General features: G+C 66.9%; 16 protein-coding genes. 6 read left to right on the top strand and 10 right to left on the bottom strand.

What is annotated here, in order from left to right:
* Positions 1-38: 38 nt before the first annotated feature.
* The 3 genes from EB75_RS14050 to EB75_RS14045 are packed head-to-tail and all read right to left on the bottom strand — an operon-like array spanning position 39 to position 2,067.
* Complete coding sequence (locus EB75_RS14050) at positions 39-1,544, bottom strand: alpha,alpha-trehalose-phosphate synthase (UDP-forming) (RefSeq protein ID WP_073696001.1); 1,506 nt, start codon at positions 1,542-1,544, stop codon at positions 39-41.
* Positions 1,541-1,705: a hypothetical protein gene (locus tag EB75_RS28805; RefSeq protein WP_090562895.1), complete on the bottom strand. Its 165-nt coding sequence runs from the start codon at positions 1,703-1,705 to the stop codon at positions 1,541-1,543. The genes EB75_RS14050 and EB75_RS28805 overlap by 4 nt, the downstream gene beginning before the upstream one ends.
* Before the next feature lie 44 nt (positions 1,706-1,749).
* Positions 1,750-2,067: a hypothetical protein gene (locus tag EB75_RS14045; protein WP_073696000.1), complete on the bottom strand. Its 318-nt coding sequence runs from the start codon at positions 2,065-2,067 to the stop codon at positions 1,750-1,752.
* Positions 2,068-2,218: 151 nt separating this feature from the next.
* On the opposite strand from EB75_RS14045, the gene EB75_RS14040 reads away from it, so the two are divergent.
* On the top strand, positions 2,219-3,070 hold the full coding sequence (locus tag EB75_RS14040) for an SDR family oxidoreductase (protein ID WP_286150192.1): 852 nt from the start codon (positions 2,219-2,221) through the stop codon (positions 3,068-3,070).
* Positions 3,071-3,079: 9 nt separating this feature from the next.
* On the opposite strand, the gene EB75_RS14035 is transcribed toward EB75_RS14040, so the two are convergent.
* Positions 3,080-3,730, bottom strand: a complete 651-nt coding sequence (locus EB75_RS14035) for a response regulator (protein WP_073695998.1) — start codon at positions 3,728-3,730, stop codon at positions 3,080-3,082.
* Complete coding sequence (locus EB75_RS14030; protein WP_073695997.1) at positions 3,723-4,946, bottom strand: sensor histidine kinase; 1,224 nt, start codon at positions 4,944-4,946, stop codon at positions 3,723-3,725. The genes EB75_RS14035 and EB75_RS14030 overlap by 8 nt, the downstream gene beginning before the upstream one ends.
* Before the next feature lie 135 nt (positions 4,947-5,081).
* Here EB75_RS14030 and EB75_RS14025 point away from each other — a divergent pair, with 135 nt between their 5' ends.
* From EB75_RS14025 to EB75_RS14015, 3 genes are read left to right on the top strand one after another with little or no spacing between them, the layout of a single operon-like run.
* On the top strand, positions 5,082-7,979 hold the full coding sequence (locus EB75_RS14025; RefSeq protein ID WP_073695996.1) for an MMPL/RND family transporter: 2,898 nt from the start codon (positions 5,082-5,084) through the stop codon (positions 7,977-7,979).
* Positions 7,980-8,031: 52 nt separating this feature from the next.
* Positions 8,032-10,887, top strand: coding sequence for a hypothetical protein (locus EB75_RS14020; protein WP_073695995.1), 2,856 nt, complete (start codon positions 8,032-8,034; stop codon positions 10,885-10,887).
* A gap of 59 nt (positions 10,888-10,946) precedes the next feature.
* Complete coding sequence (locus EB75_RS14015; protein WP_073695994.1) at positions 10,947-12,260, top strand: phosphatidylserine/phosphatidylglycerophosphate/cardiolipin synthase family protein; 1,314 nt, start codon at positions 10,947-10,949, stop codon at positions 12,258-12,260.
* Between the two features lie 27 nt (positions 12,261-12,287).
* Here the strand turns inward: EB75_RS14015 and EB75_RS14010 are convergent, their stop codons facing one another.
* From EB75_RS14010 to EB75_RS13995, 4 genes are all read right to left on the bottom strand, one after another.
* Complete coding sequence (locus EB75_RS14010) at positions 12,288-12,839, bottom strand: NADPH-dependent FMN reductase (protein WP_073695993.1); 552 nt, start codon at positions 12,837-12,839, stop codon at positions 12,288-12,290.
* 97 nt (positions 12,840-12,936) lie between these two features.
* Positions 12,937-14,169 carry a cytochrome P450 gene (locus EB75_RS14005; RefSeq protein ID WP_073695992.1) on the bottom strand — a complete coding sequence of 411 codons (1,233 nt, stop codon included), beginning with the start codon at positions 14,167-14,169 and terminating at the stop codon, positions 12,937-12,939.
* An 82-nt stretch (positions 14,170-14,251) separates the two neighbouring features.
* Positions 14,252-14,905, bottom strand: coding sequence for a 3-oxoacid CoA-transferase subunit B (locus tag EB75_RS14000; RefSeq protein ID WP_064857292.1), 654 nt, complete (start codon positions 14,903-14,905; stop codon positions 14,252-14,254).
* Positions 14,902-15,669 (bottom strand): CoA transferase subunit A, encoded by a 768-nt coding sequence (locus EB75_RS13995; RefSeq protein ID WP_073695991.1) that lies wholly within the window; start codon positions 15,667-15,669, stop codon positions 14,902-14,904. Before EB75_RS13995 ends, EB75_RS14000 begins: the two co-directional genes overlap by 4 nt.
* A gap of 148 nt (positions 15,670-15,817) precedes the next feature.
* Between EB75_RS13995 and EB75_RS13990 the strand changes: the two genes are divergently transcribed.
* A complete protein-coding gene (locus tag EB75_RS13990; RefSeq protein WP_073695990.1) occupies positions 15,818-16,573 on the top strand; it encodes an IclR family transcriptional regulator in 756 nt (251 codons plus the stop codon).
* Positions 16,574-16,615: 42 nt separating this feature from the next.
* Entirely contained in the window at positions 16,616-17,515 is a 900-nt protein-coding gene (locus EB75_RS13985; RefSeq protein WP_073696045.1) for an LLM class F420-dependent oxidoreductase, read from the top strand.
* A gap of 59 nt (positions 17,516-17,574) precedes the next feature.
* Here the strand turns inward: EB75_RS13985 and EB75_RS13980 are convergent, their stop codons facing one another.
* A complete protein-coding gene (locus tag EB75_RS13980; RefSeq protein ID WP_073695989.1) occupies positions 17,575-18,978 on the bottom strand; it encodes an HNH endonuclease signature motif containing protein in 1,404 nt (467 codons plus the stop codon).
* Between the last annotated feature and the right edge of the window lie 52 nt (positions 18,979-19,030).

The raw sequence follows: 19,030 nt of genomic DNA, 5'->3' as shown, positions 1-19,030 counted from the left end.
CCCCGGAGCGGTGCTCCGGGGCCTGAGTTCTTGGTCGGTCAGTCGCGGGTGTGCGACAGGGCGTCGAGGAACGCCCGGGCCCAGCGGTCGACGTCATGGGCCAGCACCTGCCGGCGCAGCGCGCGCATGCGGCGTCGTCCCTCTTCGGGGGACTGGGTCAGGGCTTCGGCGATCGCGTCCTTGACCCCGTCCAGGTGATGCGGGTTGGTCAGGTACGCCCGTCGCAATTCCTCTGCGGCGCCGGTGAATTCGCTGAGCACGAGGGCGCCGCCGAGGTCGCTGCGGCATGCCACGTACTCCTTGGCCACCAGGTTCATGCCGTCGCGCAGCGGCGTCACCAGCATCACGTCGGCCGCGACGAAGAACGCGATGAGTTCCTCGCGGCCGATCGCCCGGTGCATGTAGTGCACCACCGCGTGACCGACCTCGCTGTACTCGCCGTTGATGTGCCCGACCTGGCGCTCGATGTCCTCCCGCATGACCTTGTAACTGTCCACGCGCTCCCGGCTCGGAGTGGCCAGCTGCACCAGCACGGTGTCGTGCCGGTTGGCCCGGCCTTCGGCGAGCAGCTCCGAGAACGCGCGCAGCCGCACGTCGATGCCCTTGGTGTAGTCCAGCCGGTCCACGCCCAGCATGATCTTGCGCGGGTTGCCCAGCTCATCGCGGATCTGACGGGCACGCTGCCGGATGGTGCGACTGCGGGCCTGGGCGTCCAGCGCCGCCGAGTCGATCGAGATGGGGAACGCGCCGACCTTGACCGTGCGGCCGTCGTGGCTCACCTCGCCGAGCCGGGACCGGACACCGATGGTGTGACGCGATGTGTTGGCGTCGAGCAGTCGACGGGCCAGCACCAGGAAGTTCTGCGCGCCGCCGGGCAGGTGGAAGCCCACCAGGTCGGCGCCGAGCAGGCCTTCGATGATCTCGGTGCGCCACGGCATCTGCATGAACAGCTCGACGGGCGGGAACGGGATGTGCAGGAAGAACCCGATGGTCAGGTCGGGACGCAGCTCCCGCAGCATCTTGGGGACCAGCTGCAGCTGGTAGTCCTGCACCCAGACGGTCGCGCCCTTCGCCGCGACGCGGGCCGTGGCCTCGGCGAAGCGCCGGTTGACCGCGACGTAGGCGTCCCACCAGTGCCGGTGGTAAATGGGCTTGACGATGACGTCGTGGTACAGCGGCCACAGCGTCGCGTTGGAGAAGCCCTCGTAATAGTCGGCGATGTCGTCGGCCGAGAGGCTGACCGGGCAGAGGGTCAGCTCGTCCTGGACGATCGGCTCTTCGTCGCTGTCAGCGATGCCGGGCCAGCCGATCCAGGCGCCGCGTTGCTTGCGCAGCAGCGGTTCCAGTGCGGTGACGAGACCGCCGGGGCTGCGCTTCCAGGTGATGGAACCGTCGGGGAGCCGCTCCATGTCGACGGGCAGCCGATTGGCGACCACGACGAAGTCGCAGTTGCCGACGGGCTTGGCGGCGGACTTACCGCCCTTGGGGGTTTTGGGACTCGCGGTGGACGCCGCAGAAGCGTCGTTGCCTCCGCGGGCCGTCACGCGTCGAGCTTCGTGGGCCCGATACCCAGCATGGACAGGAACATGCGACATTCGTCGGCATCGTTGGCGTACGCGGCGACGACCCGGCGGGCCTGACGGGCGGTGCTGTCGGCCAGGGGCTCCACGTCGCCGATATCGGCGGGATCAGTTTTTGCGGGCATTACACAACCTTAGGCGACTGTTGTTACGGGCTCGAACCCACCGATCAGTGCGGCTGCACGCCGGGCACCTGCTCTTCTGAGAGACCGATGCATTCGCCGGTGTTGCGGCCGGTGCAGGGAATGCCATCGACTTCGCCGAGCTGGTTCGGGGCCGCTTCGACCGGCCCGGGGGCCTGGACGTTGCCGCTCCCGTAACAGGAGCCGCTGACGGGGTTTTCCGTCATGCCCGGCGGACAGTTGGTGTCTCCGAGCAGTGTGGTCGCCGCCGGGCTGACGAGAGCCAACAAGGCGGGAGCGGCGACCGTCGCGATGGCGAAGCCGCCGGTGACCAGGAGCCGTTGGTACATCGGGTGGATGGCCATGGCGTCACGCTTTCGTCGGGGAAAATTTCAGCGTACGCCCAGGTGCCGTGCAGCGAGTGCGGAAATTGGCCGCCCGACCAGCATTGTGTACAACTTTTGAAAAGTGTATACAAGATATGTCCCCGTCGACCTGTCTATGAGGAGAACGTCGGTGCAGTTTTCAGTCCAGGGTTGGCTGACAGATCGGACGGTGTTGATCACCGGCGGTGGCAGCGGAATCGGCAAGGCCGTCGCACAAGGCGTCGTGGCCGCCGGCGGCAACGCCCTCATCGTCGGCCGCACCGAGGCCACGCTGCAATCTGCCGTCGAGGAGATCGCGGCTGCCGGCGGACCCGGTGCGATTCGGTACGAGGTCGCCGACGTGACAAACGAGGACGACGTCATCCGTGCCGTCGAGGCGGCCACTGCCTTCAACGGGAAGCTGTGGGGCGCCGTGCACTGCGCCGGTGGCTCGCTGACCGTCGGGCCCATCACGCACCAGGATTCCGAGATGTGGCGCAAGACCGTCGACCTGAACGTCAACGGCAGCATGTACGTGCTGAAGCACACCGGTCGGGCGATGGTGCGCGGCGGCGGCGGCTCGTTCGTCGGCATCTCGTCGATCGCGGCGAGCAACACCCACCGCTGGTTCGGGCCGTACGGCGTCACCAAGTCCGCGCTCGACCACCTGGTCCAGCTGGCGGCCGACGAGCTCGGCGCCTCGTGGGTGCGCGCCAACAGCATCCGCCCCGGGCTGATCCGCACCGATCTCGTGGCGGCCAGCATCTTCCAAATCCCGCAGGTGCGTGACGACTACACGGAGTGCACCCCGATTCCCCGGGCCGGCGAGGCCGAGGACGTCGCCAACCTGGCCCTGTTCCTGCTCAGCGACGGGGGCGCGTACATCTCGGGTCAGGTCATCAACGTCGACGGCGGCCAGGGGCTGCGTCGCGGCCCGGACTTCTCGGCCATGATGGAGCCGATGTTCGGCGCCGACGCCATGCGCGGGGTTTTCGCCGAGTAGGCAGTTCGGCTATTTCGGCGCGACCACGCCGTGGTCGTAGGCGTAGACGATCGCCGCCGCCCGGTCCCGTAGGTCGAGTTTGGTGAAGATGCGCCCGATGTGGCTCTTCACCGTCACCTCCGAGATGACCAGGCGGCCCGCGATCTCGGCGTTGGTCGCGCCGGACCCGATCAGCTGCAGCACGTCGAGTTCGCGGGCGGTGAGCCGGTCGGCCACGTCGTCGGACGGTGCGCCGGGGGCGCGCCGGTAGCCGTTCAGCACCCGGGCCGTGACGGCCGGATCGAGATACGCCTCGCCGCGCGCGACGGCATGCACGGCCCGGATCAGTTCCTCGGCCGGTGAGTCCTTGAGGACGAACCCCGACGCCCCGGCGCGCAGTGCCGCCGACAACAGGTCGTCGTCGTCGAACGTGGTGAGCGCCAAGGCCGGTGGACCGCCATTGGTGCGCAATGCCCGGATGGCGTCGACGCCGCTGACCCGCTTCATGCGCAGATCCATCACCACGACGTCGGGACTGCACCGGAGCACCTCCCGCGGCACCTCGTCACCGTCGGCGCACTCTCCGACGATGGCGAAGCCGTCCTTGCGCCGCAGGATCCGGCGCAGGCCCGAGCGGACGAGTTCCTGGTCGTCGACCAGCAGGACGCCCACGTCAGTCATGGCGAACCTCATGGCGTGGCATCAGAATTCGGTGCATGGCGCAGTGCGCCTCCGGCACCGTCGCCACCGGGATGCGGGCCTGCACCGTCCAGCCGCCCGGTCCCGGTCCGGCTTCGAACTGCCCGTCGAGCAATGCGATCCGCTGGCGCATCCCCGGCAAACCGGCGCCCGTCGCCTCGCCGGTGACCGGTCGTGTCAGTTCATTGGTGACAGACAGGATGGCCGTGCCCTTCTCCAGATAAAGCCGCAGCCGCGCCGCCGACGCCGGGGCGTGCTTGGCGATATTCGCCAACGATTCCTGCGCCACCCGGTACAGCCCCAGGCCGATCCCGGGAGTGACCGACTCCGGGTCGACCTCGATGCTCGACTCCACGTGCAATCCCGCGTCGGCGAAACTCGTCACCAGATCGGGGATGTCGGACAACCCGGGCTCCGGTGCCAGCCGTAACGGGGCGGAATCTCGCGCGCCGAGCAGGCCGACAGTCTGGCGGATGTCCGACATGGCCTGTCGTCCCAGACGCTCGGCGTCGAGCAGACCGTCCACCGCCTCGTCGACGTCGTTGTCTTCTTGTAGGGCGCGCCGGGCCCCGGTCAGGTGCAGCATGGTCACCGACAGCGAGTGGGCGATCACGTCGTGGACCTCGCGCGCGATCCGGCGCCGCTCATCGGCCGCGGCCTGCTCGGCGAGGGCGGCCTGGCGTGCACGCTCCTCCAGGACAAGGCGCTGCTGCAACTGCAGGATGTGCCCCATCATCGCGGCGATGGCCAGGAAGAACAGCAGGTACGGCACGAACGTGGTGAGGTGCCCCGCGCGGGACGCCCCGACCAGCAGCAGCGCACTGGCGAGCAGGCTCGCGAAGCCGATGCGCAACGGACCCAGTGCGAACACCTCACCGAGCATGAACATCAACAGAAACGGCGCCGCGTCGAGGAAGACCGGTGGCCAGCACAGCAACAGCAGCGTCACCCCGACGAGCACCGACGCCGCGCTGACGGCTGTCGAAGGCTTGTAGCCGCCCACGATGAACGCGACGATCGGCGCGAACACCAGTCCGACGGCGACGAACAGCAGCCACGGCTTGGCGAAATCCCGTTGTGTCGCGGCGGTCGCCGCGACCACCAGCGTGCCGGTGTACATGACGATCGGGACCGTGAACGGGTACTGGTAGGCCACGAGGCCGCGCCGACGCAGCGCAAAGTCACGGAGCCAGGCCATACCGCCAGCGTAGAGCCGGCGCCGGGGTTTCGACATCATCCGCGGGGTGGCCCGGGTGTCCTACCACGGTAGGAGGCGGGGTCTCGTCCGCAGCACGACGCTTCCGAACCCTGCCCGCTCGTAGCTTCGGATGCCATGTGGGACGCCATCGCAAGATTCTGCAGCCGCTTCGCGGTCCTGATCATCGGATTGTGGGTGCTGGCCGCGGCGGCGGGCAATCTCCTTGTGCCGCAGGTGGAAACCACCGCACACACCCATGCGCGGGGCTTCCTGCCCGCGGATGCTCCGGTGAACCTGGCCGGGGTACAGATGGACCGGCAGTTCCACGACGGCTCGGGCGGCAACCTCAATTACCTGGTGCTGGAGAGTGATCGCCCGCTCGGCGCGCCCGAGCGGGCCTACTACGAGCGCCTGCTGAGCACATTGCGCGCGGATACCGAGAACGTGGATTCGGTGATGGATCTGTGGTCCGACCCCGTGACCGCAGCGGGCGCGCAGAGCACCGACGGCAAGGCCGTCTACACGATGCTACGGATTCGCGGCGAGCTCGGCGCGGCCAAGGCCAATGCCGCGCTGGATACGGTGCGGTGGATGGTCGCTGCCGCGCCCGCGCCGGCGGGCCTGCACGCGTACGTCACCGGGCCCGGTGCCACCATTGCCGATGAGCTGACCGCGATCGACAAGCAGATGCTGATGATCACCGGGGTCACGGTGGCACTGATCGCGGTGTTGTTGTTCGTCGTGTACCGGTCGGTGGTCACGGCGGCGATTCCGCTGCTGACCGTCGGGCTGGGCCTCGGGGTCGCGCGGGGCGTCGTGGCGACCTTGGGGGAGCGGGATCTGATCGAGGTGTCGATCTTCTCGGTATCTCTGCTGGCCGCGATGGTGCTCGGTGCGGCAACGGATTACGGCATCTTCCTGCTGGGTCGCTATCACGAACAGCGGCGCGCGGGCGTCGACCACGAGGACGCGCTGGTGATCGCGAACCGCAGCGTCGCGCCGGTGATCGCGGCGTCGGGCCTGACCATCGCGGCAGCGCTGGCGTGCCTGCTGTTCGCTCAGGTCGGCATGCTGCGCAGTGCCGGCTTGCCCTGTGCCATCGGCATTCTCGCCGGAATGTTCGCCTCTCTGACGTTGTTGCCCGCGTTCATCGGGCTGGCCGGCCGGCATGGTCTGGCTCAACCCCGGGCGCGCGCCACCGTCAAGGTGCCCGGTCGGAGCTGGCGCCGGGTCGGCACCGTCGTCACCCGCTGGCCGGGGCCGGTGCTGGTGGCCTCGGGCCTTGTCCTGGTGGTCTGCGCCCTGCCGGTCGTCGGCGTGCGGCTGGGCTTCGATGAGCTTGCCGCTCAACCGGATTCCACGCACGCCAACCGCGGGTACCAGGCCATGGACCGCCATTTCCCGCCCAACCGGTTGCTGCCCGAGATCGTCTCCATCGAGACCGACCACGACCTGCGCAACCCGGCCGGTGTCATCGCTGTCGAGCGGGTGACCCGAAAGGTCATGGAGATTCCCGGTATTCGCATGGTGCAGTCCGCGTCGCGCCCGTCGGGCTCGGTGCCCGAGCAGGCGGCTCTGACCGACCAGGCCGGCACCATCGCCGATCAGCTCGACGACGGGGCGGCCCAGCTGAGCAAGCGGCTGGGCGCGGTCAACCAGCTCTCGGGCACATTGGACCAGTTCTCTTCGGCGATAACGCAATTGCAGAACGGGCTCGGCGGCAGCGTGCGCGGGCTCGGGCAGCTCGGCTCGGGGATCGATGCCATGCACGGTGGCATGCAGCAGTTGCGCGACAACGTCACGACGGTGTCGCAGTACATGGACCCGCTGCGCGGCTTCACGAACGCCAACCCGAATTGCGCGGGTGACGCCATCTGCTCGCTGGTGCTCAGAGTCGTCGAACCCATGGACTCCGTCGTGGCAGCCACCGGCACCCTGACCGACAGCACGGTGGGATTCAGCGCCGGTACCACGGACATGGCCCGGTCGCTGACGGGTGCCCAGGCGTCGGTGCGGTCGATGCGCGCCGCCGTCGACCAACTCGGTTCGGTGACAGCACAATTGACCAAGACCGTGGGCGAGACCCGCGGCATGTTCACCGGGCTGACGGACTATCTGCGCGGGGTGCGGGCGGACTTCCAGGACAGCGCCTCGGGTGGCTTCTATCTGCCGCAGCGCGCCTGGCAGGACCCACGCTTCCAGCGCGCCGCCGGGCTGTACTTCGCGCCCGACGGCCGATCGACGCGCCTGCTCGTCTACGGCGACGGCAAGGTGTTCGGCACCGACGGGGCGCTGCGCTCACCCGAGATCCTCGCGGCAGTGCGGGAGGCGACGAAAGAGGGCACGCTGGTCCGAAACACCGTGTATGTCACCGGTTTCGGCACCGGTACGGCAGAGCTGCGCGGCTACGTCTCCGACGACTTCCTGCTGCTGGCCGGAGTCGCGCTGGCGCTGGTGTTCCTGATCATCCTCATCATGCTGCGCAGCCCGGTGGCTGCGGCGGTCGTGATCGGCACGGTGGTGGTGTCGTATGCCTCGGCGCTCGGGGTGAGCACGTTCATCTGGCAGTACCTGCTGGGCAAAGACCTGCACTGGGCGGTGCCGTCCATCGCGTTGATCGCGCTGGTGGCCGTCGGAGCGGACTACAACCTGCTGCTGACCATGCGGCTGCGCGAGGAGATTACCGGCGGGCTGAGAACGGGGATGATCCGCGCCTTCGGCGGCACTGGCGGTGTCGTGACCACCGCCGGAATCGTCTTCGGCATCACCATGTTCGCCATGCTGTCCAGCGACGTGCTGAGCATCGAACAGGTCGGCACCACCATCGGCGTCGGCCTGCTGATCGACACCCTGATCGTGCGGACGTTCGTGGTGCCGGGCATCGCCGGGCTGCTCGGGCGGTGGTTCTGGTGGTCGCCGGTGCCGCTGGTGCGCGGCGTGCTGGCGCGGACCGTGGCGCGCCGGGAACGGGCGCCGCGCCGCCCCGCCGGCCGTCGGGTATACCGGGCCGAACCCGCAACAAACCTGAGCTGACCGTCCGGCGCGATTGCCTTCCTGGGAAGCGGCTGAGAACTATCGTCTTCTCATGAAGAGGATCACGGATTTTTCTGCTTACGCGAATGTCCTTCCTTATGCCAGCGAGATCTTCGGTGTCTATCAGCCGATGCTGGGTTGGCGCGCCAAGCGTATGGCGAACCGGTGGGACCGCGGTTTCGCCGTAGACAAGGCCATGGCCTTCGAGTCGCTGTACAAGAAGTTCAAGAGCCAGTTCGAACTCAAGCTCGACGACCGAAAGCCGTTGGTCCACATCGCGAATCTCAAGCCTGCGCAGTTACGGGATGCCGAGACACGGTTCGGTGGCAGCTTCGTGTTGGAACGCATCGCGCAGTCGCTACCGACGCTCGCCGACTACCACCCCTCGGTCTGGGACCGGGCGATCGTGCCCGCGGAAATCCAGAAGACGCTGGACAAGGTGGTGATCCCGAAAACTCAGCAGTGGCACACCGCGGCGCTGAGCCACGACGCTGTCGGCGCCGAGTCTGCCCGGCGGTCGGAGGGCCTGACCGACATGGTTGCCGGTCAGCTGAGCCGCGAGTCCGCTGTCGCCGGTTTCATCTTGTACCTCAAGGAGAACCAGCACTTCGACGAACTCAAGAACCTGTTCTATCGGCCGGACAAGAACCTCGACCGACTGCTGGCGCTACTCAAGTTCCGGGACCCGCTCGAGTACATGGACCCGTTTCGTGATCTGGATCGGGTCAGCCTGTCACCGCTGGGGATCGTGCACCTGTTCCGCCAGTACTTCTTCGAGTTCGACACCTTTCTGGGGCCGCCGGTGGGCCACGTCTGGATGAGCCCCGGCGCGACCGTCGAGCTGGTCGAGATCAGCACGCGAAAGACTCTCCAGGAACGTATGACGGAGAGCTCGACGGAGACGGTGCTCAAGTCGGAGAAGTCGACGACCGAGCAGGACGAACTGTCCGACGCGGTCAAGACCGACAACAAATCTGACACCAAGTTCGGGGTCGACACCACGGCGAACCAGAGCTGGATCGGGGGCAGCGCGAGCGCGTCCGCCAAAATCGACATCGGCAAGACGCAATCGACGGCGCGGGAGGTCACCCACAAGCGCATGCGGGAGCAGACCGAGAAGCTGTCCACGGAGATCCGCAAGAATTACAAGACGACCTTCCGGACGGTGACGGAAACGACCGACACGTCAAGCCGCCGTTACGTTCTCGCCAACCACGGCGACAAGCTCCTCAATTACGAACTGCGGCGCAAGATGCGGCAGGTCGGCGTCCAGGTGCAGGACATCGGGACGTACCTGTGCTGGCAGACCTATGTCGACGACCCCGGTCGCCAGCTCGGCGTTGCCAATCTCGTGCATCTGGCCAAGGACCCGGAGTTGGGCAGTGTGCCGCCGCCGGAGTCCATTCCGATGCCGACGCCGTTCGTGACGGAGTACCCGATCGACATTCCGTTCGTGCCCATGACCGAGGACACGATCCCCGAAGACGACATGGACGAGGCGTACAAGGACGGCAAGGAGGTCAACCTCGATACGACCGAGGGCGACCCGGAGCGGATCAAGGCCGACTTCGACGGCTTCGTCGCCGTGTGTGACCGGCCGGGCTACGAGTTCGGCCCGGACGGCAAGGTCGAGAAAGGCATCATCGAATTCGACTACGGCGGCAACGACATCGAGATTTCGGTCCGCCATCTCGTCGAGGATTCGCCCGGTGACATGTCGTTCGGCATCCACCTCGAGTACGTGAATTTCCGCAACGTCTCGCCGCTGCGGGTGACGGCGAAGGTCACGTGGCAGCCGACCCAAGCCGCGCTCGACGACGTCAATGTCAAGAACGCCGCGGCGACCGAGAAGTTCACCGAGCAGACTCGCCGCGAATACGAGAAGGCGTTCGTCGAAGCAGCCCGCGACCGGATCAACAAGGCCAGCAACATCGAGCCGCGCCCCTTCGAAGACCTCCGCGAGGAGGAACGAATCATCGTGTACCGCAGCCTGATTCAGGAGATGCTGACCAAGGACCTGCCGATGCCTGACGACCGCACCCGGCACGTCGTCTCCGAGCTGCTCAACACGATCTTCGACGTCGACAAGATGCTCTACTTCGTGGCACCCGAATGGTGGCGCCCCCGCCTGCACCAGAGCCACCAATCGCTGGGCGGGCTGCGGACGCCGTCGGACATCGCCGCGTCGCCGGTCCTGCACGACGCCGCGAGGGTGGGATCGATATTCAGCCAGTCGAAGTCCGAGGCCACGAAGAACGTCATCACGAGTGCCGTGTCGGCGACCGCCGGCCACCCCAGCCAGATCGCATCCATGGACACGGTGTCGTGGGGCGGTGCCGACAACCGCGTCGACGACTACTACATCACCGAGGAATCCCATCCGGCGAAGCTCGGCGCGTCATTGGGCTGGCTGATGCAGCTCGATGGGGACAACCTTCGCAACGCGTTCCTCAACGCGCCGTGGGTCAAGGCGGTGATCCCGATTCGGCCGGGCAAGGAACGCGCGGCGATGAACTGGCTGCAGCGGCTCCACATCGAAGGCACCGACGGACTGGACGATCAGTACACGGCGCCGGCCGACGAACTGGCCCAGATTCCTCACACCGGACCATCTCCCACGGTGCGCGACGCCATCAACCACCTGTGCGACATGGTGGCCAAGAAACACAGCGACGCCCTGAAGGTGGGCCGCTATCCGAGTGACGAGATCAACGACGACAACAGGGTGTCGGCGACCCCCATCGACAAGGTCTACGAGCACGGGTTCTATCCGCTCGACGGAGGTTTTCGCGCGACGCCCGGCACTGAAGACTTCCAGGTATTCGACCAATGGGTGGAGGTGCTTCCGACCGACCAGGTGGTGCCCGTCGAGGTCACCTACGACCCGAAGACCGGACGCCAGGTGTGACCGATTGGTTCCTCCCGGCGGGAGGGCCCGGCTCACCTGACGAATGGTGCTTTCAGACGGTGACGACCGCGGACATCAAGGTCTACGCCGACTATCAGTCGTACTTCGACCGGCTTGCCGCACTGATGTCGCAAGCCAAGGAGAACTGCGAAATCTTTTTGGTCGGTTGGGCTTTCACTCTCGATATGTTGCTGACGCTGAAGTTCGGCATGCTGAGTCTGCTCAGCTGCCTGCATGGAGCGCTGGGGCGAAAAGCGCGAATTCGCTTGATGTTGACACGCTCGCATTCGTACAGCGACAACGCCAAGGAGGTTGCCGACGCGATCGCAGAGAAGATCACCGAAGCAGTTGTCGATGAGCAGCTGCACCCCAACGCGGTGTTCCACCAGAAGGCGGCGTTCTTCAAACTGGGCTCGACCTCGCACCTGTTCGTCGGTGGCATGGATGTCACGCTGAAGAGACGCACCGATCCTGGATGGTTCGATGTGCAGGCCGAGATCATCGGGGCTGGAGCGCATTTGGGACGCAAGACACTGGAGGAGCGCTGGGAATCGCTGAAACCGCCACTGGGCGGGCTCAGCTCGACGCAGCAGTCGATACCGCCCGGGAGCGGAGATGCCCACCGCGTGCAGTTCGTCCGCACCTACCCGCCATTCCCTGCGGACACCACGAATTGGAAACGCACGTACGCCAAGAACGGCGACCACACCTACTACAGCCTGTTGTCCCGAGCTATCGGGGCCGCTACCAAGTCGATCTATATCGAGGAGCAGTTCTTCCAAACGATGGGAGCTGCTCCGACGAGAACCAACCCGACCGGCGGATCGTCGCCGCGGGAGCGCTCGGATGTGCCCGACCTTCCTCGTTCATTGGACGACCTGCTTCAGGACGCCATCAGCCGCGGCGTGAAACTGGTGGTTGTCAGCAACACAAGAGGTCACGCGGCCAATCCGTCCCTGCGTGACCCGCTGGTTCAGACGCTGAAGGGCGGGACCAATCCTCCGGTGCTGCTGCAGGTGCCGAACGGCAAGAAGTTCGTGCACTCGAAGGTCTGGATCTTCGATGACCACACTGACGACGCGTTTGTGATCATCGGCTCGGCCAACTTCTGGCATCCGTCCTTCACCAGCACGGGTCTATTCGCCGACGCCGAGTTCGGGGTCGGGTTCACCAGCAAGGTCGACGGTACCGCGCTCGGCTTCGAAAAGGTCTCCTTCGCCCGGGCGTTGCGAATCATGCTGTGGGAGAGGCTTCGTCAGGATCAAGACCCGAACTACACCTGGCCCCGCGACAAGTCGGCAACGCTCGACGACGAAATCAAGGAGCTGCGCAGGCCGATCAAGGGCGCCGACCCGTTCACGGTCATGGCGTAGGTAACCTATGCCCGGGGCAGGTCGAATTCAGCTACTGGTCACCCTCTTGGTCAACCTGATCAATTGGTCCAGCAGCCCAGCCAGTTCTCCGGCACGTCGCTCCAGCGGGGTGAATCCATCGGCGCCGAACTCGGTGAACAGGGACAGCGAAACCTGGGCGCGGACGTCGAGCATCTGGAAGTTCGCGACGATCTGTCGCCACTGTTCCACGGCGCGCACCCCGCCGTCGGCACCGTAGGACACGAAAGCCACTGTCTTGCCGAACCATTCAGAACCGAGGCTGTCCACCGCGTTCTTGAACGCACCCGGGACACCGTGGTTGTACTCGGGGGTGACGAAGATGAACCCGTCGCAGGCGTCGATCGCCGCACTCCACCGCCGGACGTTCTCGGATTCGTACTGCTTCTTGGCCGCGGCGGGGACGGTGGCAGAGGTGAGCAGCGGCACGTCGAAGGTTTTCAGGTCGAGGAGCTCGAGCTGGGCGTCGTCGCGCCCTGCTGCCTGTTCGGCCACCCAGGTGCCGACACCGGCACCTGCGCGGCCATCCCGAATCGATCCCACGATGATGCCGATCTTCATGAAGTGCTCCTCTTCTGCGTCGTGACCCCGATGGCGGCTCCTGACAGCCTGCCGAACTCGGGGTACCCGCGCGGAAGAATCGCAACCACTCACATGATCAATGCCCGGCGTCGAACTCCACCGGCAGTGTCTGCGGCCCGCTGACCGCCATCAACGGCTTCCACGGGGCCGGACCCGTACGGCGAATGTTCGGCATCCGCTGCGCCAGCACCGTGAGCGCACGGACCAGTTCCAGGCGCGCGAGATGCGAGCCGAGGCAGTAGTGCACACCGCCACCGAACGTGAGCATCGGCGGTGCCTCCTGCCGCGTGATGTCGAACTGATCGGGGTTGTCGTACACCAGCGGATCACGGTTCGCCGCAGCGGTATTGGCGACGACGAGCGAGTCCCGCGGAAAGAGGAACCCCGACAGCTCCACGTCTTCGGTGACATACCGTGGCACGTTCAGCACGATCGGCGCGAACCGCATCACCTCGTCGACGGCCTGGGGCACCAACTCGGGATGTGCTGCCAGGAGCGCCCATTGGTCCGGGTGATCGCAGAAGGTGTCGACGGCGGCGGCGAGTTGGTTGCGCGTGGTGTCGGTCCCCGCCGCAAGGATCCCCATGGACAGCATGAGCAGTTCGGAATGGCTCAGCCGGTCGCCGTCGTCCTCCGCCCGGATGAGGCCCGACAGCAGGTCGTCCGTCAGCGCGGCGCGGCGGTCCGTGATCATCGCGTCGATGTAGTCGTCGAACTTTTGCCAGGCCGTGAGGATTTCGGATTCGTGGGCCGCCACATCCCACCAGAACATCTTGAAGATGTCGTCGGTCCAATCCGAGATCATCCGCCAGTCGGTACGCGGCGCGCCGAACAGTGCGCAGATCACCGGGATGGGATAGGGCTGGGCGACGTCGGCGACGATATCGCAACGCCCCACGGCGGCAACGGGATCGACCAACTCGGCCAGGATGGAGTCGATCAGCGAATCGAGCCTGCCCACGGCCCTGCCGGTGAACGCCTTGCACACCAGCTTCCGCAGCCGAGTGTGCTCATCACCGTCGAGACTGAGCAGTGCACTGCCGATGCGATCCCACAACGGACCTCCGGTGACTCCGCGCGGCACCAGCCCGCGCACGCCGGGTTGATGAAACCGCGAGTCGCGCAGGACCGTACGGACCAATTCGTAGCTGAGCACCTCCGGTGCGTGCGGCCCGATGGCCACGGGCGACTGCCGGCGGACCTCCTTGATCATCCGGTGGGCCGCCGCCGGATCATCGATGGTTTCGTAATCGATCCTGGGCAGGCCGGCATCCGAGACGTCGACGACGGCGTTCGTGGCGATGGTCATCGATGTCTCCCTCGGTTCCGATAGAAGTCACTATCGGGCCGAGCGGGGCGCAACACATCAGCCGAACGGCGTAATTAACCACCTAGTCGAGCTGCACGGTCAGCTCGGCGCCGGTCGCCGCGATGACATCCTCGACGCTCACGCCGGGGGCGGTCTCGCGCAGGATCAGCGTGCCGTCGCCGGGCACGTCGATGACGGCCAGGTTGGTGATGATCCGGTCGACCACACCCTGACCGGTCAGCGGCAGCGTGCAGACCGGGACGATCTTGGGGTTACCGGCCTTGTCGGTGTGCTCCATGAGCACGATGACCCGCGACGCGCCGTGCACCAGGTCCATGGCGCCGCCCATGCCCTTGACCATCTTGCCCGGCACCATCCAGTTGGCCAGGTCGCCGGTGCGCGAGACCTCCATGCCGCCGAGTACGGCGGTGTCGATGTGGCCGCCGCGGATCATCCCGAACGACAGCGACGAATCGAAGTACGCCGCACCGGGATTCACCGTCACGGTTTCCTTGCCGGCGTTGATGAGGTCGGGGTCGACGTCGTCCTCGGTGGGGTACGGGCCCGTCCCCAGGATGCCGTTCTCCGAGTGCAGGGTGACGTGGACGTCGCCTGTCAGAAAGCCGGGGATGAGGGTGGGCAGGCCGATGCCGAGGTTGACGTACTCGCCGTCGATCATGTCGGCCGCGGCGCGGGCGGCCATCTGGTCACGGTTCCAGCCGGTGGGCGCGGTCACTTCGCGGCTCCCTCGTTCGCGCGCACGGTGCGCTTCTCGATCTGCTTGTCCTGCGGCCCGGTGTGCACGATGCGCTGCACGAACACGCCGGCCAGGTGGACGTCGTCGGGGTCGATCTCGCCGGGCTGCACCAGTTCCTCGACCTGGACGATGGTGATCCGGCCGGCCATCGCGGCGAGGGGGTTGAAGTTGCGCGCGGTCTTGTTGAAGACCAGGTTGCCCGCGGTGTCGGCGCGCAGCGCGTGCACGAGCGCGAAGTCGGCGTTGATCGACTCCTCGAGCACGTAGCGCTTGCCGTTGAATTTGCGAATCTCCTTGGGCGGCGAGGCAACTGCGACGGAACCGTCGGCCGCGTAGCGCCACGGCAGACCGCCGTCGGAGACCGGGGTGCCGACGCCGGCCGGGGTGTAGAACGCGGGGATGCCGGCGCCGCCGGCGCGCATCCGCTCGGCCAGCGTGCCCTGCGGGGTGAGTTCCACCTCGAGCTCGCCGGACAGGTACTGGCGGGCGAACTCCTTGTTCTCCCCGACGTACGACGCGGTGACCCGGCGCACCTTGCCGAGGCCGAGCAGCACACCGAGGCCGACGCCGTCGACGCCGCAGTTGTTCGAGAACACCTCGAGGTCGGTGGCACTCGATGCGGCGATGGCATCGATCAATTGGTCGGGGATGCCGCACAATCCGAATCCGCCGACGGCCAGCGTGGCGCCGTCACCGATGTCGGCGACCGCTTCGGCGGCCGAGGCGTACACCTTCGAGGTCATGGCACTCCGTTCATCCAGTAAACGCGGGACCTACTTTTCACGTGGCGCCGCTGACATGGCAAGTCTCTGTTGGAAGCCGGTCAAAAGTGTTCACAGGGTGAGCACCGCTGTCATGTGCGTTCAACCAGTGAACGCATAGGATGTGGTGATGACCGGTCCGAATGTCGTGGCTCGCGTCGGGGCGATGCTGCGGGCCGTTGCCACAACCGAACCCGACGGCGCCTCCACCACCGAGCTCGGAAAGTTGGCCGGCCTGGCCCGGCCGACGGCGCACCGGCTGCTCACGGCACTGGCCGACGAACATCTGGTCAGCCGGGATCAGAAAACCGGGCGCTGGTCACTCGGACCCGAGCTGTATCTGCTCGGTGTCGGCGCGGCCCAACACCACGACGTGACCGATCAGGCGCGGGCCGTCGTGACGCGACTGGCCCGCGAGACCGGCGAGAGTGCGTTCTTCTCCGCGCGCCGCGGTGATCAGACAGTGTGCGTGCTCAGCGAGGAGGGCAGCTTCCCGTTGCGTTCGCACGTCCTGCAGGTCGGCATCCGGTTCCCGCTCGGGGTGGCCAGCGCCGGGCTGGCCATCCTCAGCCATCTACCGGCCGCCGAGGTCGACGACTACTTCTCCCGGGAACAGCCCGAAACCAAATGGGGGCAAACGCATTCCGAAGCCGCCATTCGCAAACGCATCGAGCAGACCCGGCGTGCCGGCTACGCCGTCAATCCCGCGCTGCTGGTCGAAGGCAGCTGGGGCATGGCGGCAGCGGTGTTCGACCGGCGCGGCCTGCCGGGCTGGGCGTTGAGTCTCACCGGTGTCGAGACGCGGTTCCGCGCCGGCCGTCGACGCGAACTGGGTCGCCTGCTTCTCGAGCAGGCCCACGAGTTGTCGGGCCGGCTGCAGGGGTGACCCCGCGTCACGGCACGACCGGCGGTAGGCGATGGTGGAGTGGTGACTGAACGCGCGCGCATCGACTTTCCGTCCCGCATCGGCGTCTGGTGGGCCAGCGACAGCTGGGCCATGCCGGCCGCGCAAGAGGTGGCCCGCGACATCGAAGCCATGGGCTACGGCTCGCTGTTCCTGCCCGAGACCGTCGGCAAGGAGTGTCTCACCGAGTCGGCGGCATTCCTCGCGGCGACCGACCGGCTGGTGGTCGGCACGGGCATCGCCAACATTCACGTGCGCCTGCCGTCTGCCGCCGAAGCCGGTGCCCGCACGCTGACCGCGCTGTACCCGGGCCGGTTCGTGCTGGGCCTCGGGGTCAGTCACGGGCCGCTGGTCGAGCGCGGGATGGGCGGCACCTATGAAAAGCCGCTCGCCACGATGCGCAGCTACCTGGAGCGCATGGCCGCCGTGCCGGACGCCATCGAACCCGGCGTGGGCCGACCGCCGCGACTGCTCGCGGCGTTGGGCCCCAAGATGATCGAACTGTCGGGCAGCCAGGCCGACGGTGCGCACCCTTACCTGGTCCTGCCGTCCGCCACAGCGACGACGCGGGAAATCCTCGGGCCGGACAAGTGGATCGTCTCCGAGCAGGCTGTGGCGATCGGTGGCGATGACGCCGACCAGCTGCGCCGCGCCCACGAGCACCTGAACGTCTACAGCGGCCTGCCCAACTACCGGAACTCGTGGCTGCGCCAGGGCTTCGACGACAGCGATCTGGTCCGCGGTGGATCCGAGCGACTGGCGCGCGCCCTGGTCGGGATGGGCAGCGTCGAAGACGCCGCGGCCAAGGTCAAGGCGCACCTCGATGCCGGCGCCGACCACGTCGTGGTCCAGGTGCTCGCGGAGCATCCGACCGCCGACCCGCGGCCGGGCCTGCGTGAACTGGCCGGCGCGCTGGGCCTGTAGCCGGCCGGCAGCGCGGCGCAGCGAGGCGTCGTGGATGAACGGCGCCCTTGCGCGCCGTATCACCTTGTGGGACTGTCTGTTTCGCCGCCCTCGTCTCCGCTCTCGGGTGGGTAGAGCGTTGGGTGCCAGTAGTGGTTGGTGTGGGGTTGGCCGGTGTCGAGTAGTGGTGGTGGGGTCCAGTGGGCTCGGCCGTTTTTCATGGTGGTGGTCCAGCCGGTGGTGTCTTCGAGTCGGTTGTCGCCGCCACAGGCCAGGGCCATGGTGGTGATGTTGGTCTGTCCGTCGTGGGTCCATCCGGGGATGTGGTGGGCCTGACAACCCGCGGCCGGGACAGTGCACTCGGGGCGGGTGCAGCCCAGGTCGCGGGCGAATAGGGCCAGGCGCTGGCCGGTGGTGGCGGTGCGCCGCGCCCGCCCCAGATACAACGGCACATCACCATGGTTGTCGAACACCGTGAGATAGCAACTTGCCCCGGTGCGGGCAGCCAGGTTGAGCAGGTCCTTGACCGGCAGTGTGCTGCCGGTGTGCGTCACGGCGACCCCGGCCCGGTCCTCGAGCTGCTCGAGGGTGCAGGTCGCCACGATGGTGACCGGGAACCCGTTGCGTTCCCCCAAATCCCCGGAGAGCAGCAGCAGGCCGATGGTTTCCCAGGCGTCATGCTGACGCTGCGCCAGGGTGCGCCGGTCATTGTCGATCTGCTCCTGAGTCGGCGTTCCGGAGGTGCAGGGCACCGGGTCGGCGGGGTTGCACATGCCGGGCGCGGCGTATTTGACCATCAACGCTTCGTAGGTGGCCCGCGCTGTCGGGGTAAGGCGGCCGCGCAGCTCGCTGCTGCCGTCGGGGCGCTGCTTTGACAACACCAGCGCCCGGTCTCGGTACGGGTCGGGTTCCCGGTCATCGGGTGGCGGCCCGTCCTGATCCAACTCGTAGAGCTTGCGCCGGACCACCGACCGCAGAGCCTCGGGGGTCAGATTGCGGGCAGCGGCCACCAGCGCCAGCTCACACTCGTCGAGGGTGGCCAGGTCGGCCCAGGTGGGCAGTTTCGTGAAGAACGACTCGATGACATCGACATGATCACCATTGATCGCCCCGGCGGCGACCGCGGCCGCGACATGCGGCCGCAGCGGCGGCAGTGGCTCCCCGGTCAATGACCAGCGGGGGCCGAGCAGCTCGGCGTGCCGGACCCGGCGGCGGGATTCCTCCAGGCCGAGCCGGTCCCGGGTGCGCAGCACGTCGGCCCAGTTTTTCGCCCCGATGTCTTTCGCCGTGGTGTGGGTTTGCAGCGCGGTCAGGATCTGGTGGTCCACGGCTTCGGCGGCACACCGTAGCTGTTCGCGGTGGGACTGCAGCGCCAACAACTCGGGCACTGACAGGGTGCGGTAATCCAGGCACGCCACCCGCGCCTGCGCCACGTCGAGGCCGGTGTAGACCTCGTCGATGACAGCTAAGTCGGTCAATCCCATACATCGAACACTAGTGGCGCTCCACGGGTTTTCGTGGGCGCCTTTGTGCTGT

This window comes from Mycobacterium sp. ST-F2 (assembly GCF_001905655.1).
Taxonomy (GTDB): Bacteria; Actinomycetota; Actinomycetes; order Mycobacteriales; family Mycobacteriaceae; genus Mycobacterium.
The sequence above is the reverse complement of the archived record's forward strand: the minus strand, read 5'-3'. Positions and strand labels throughout refer to the sequence as shown.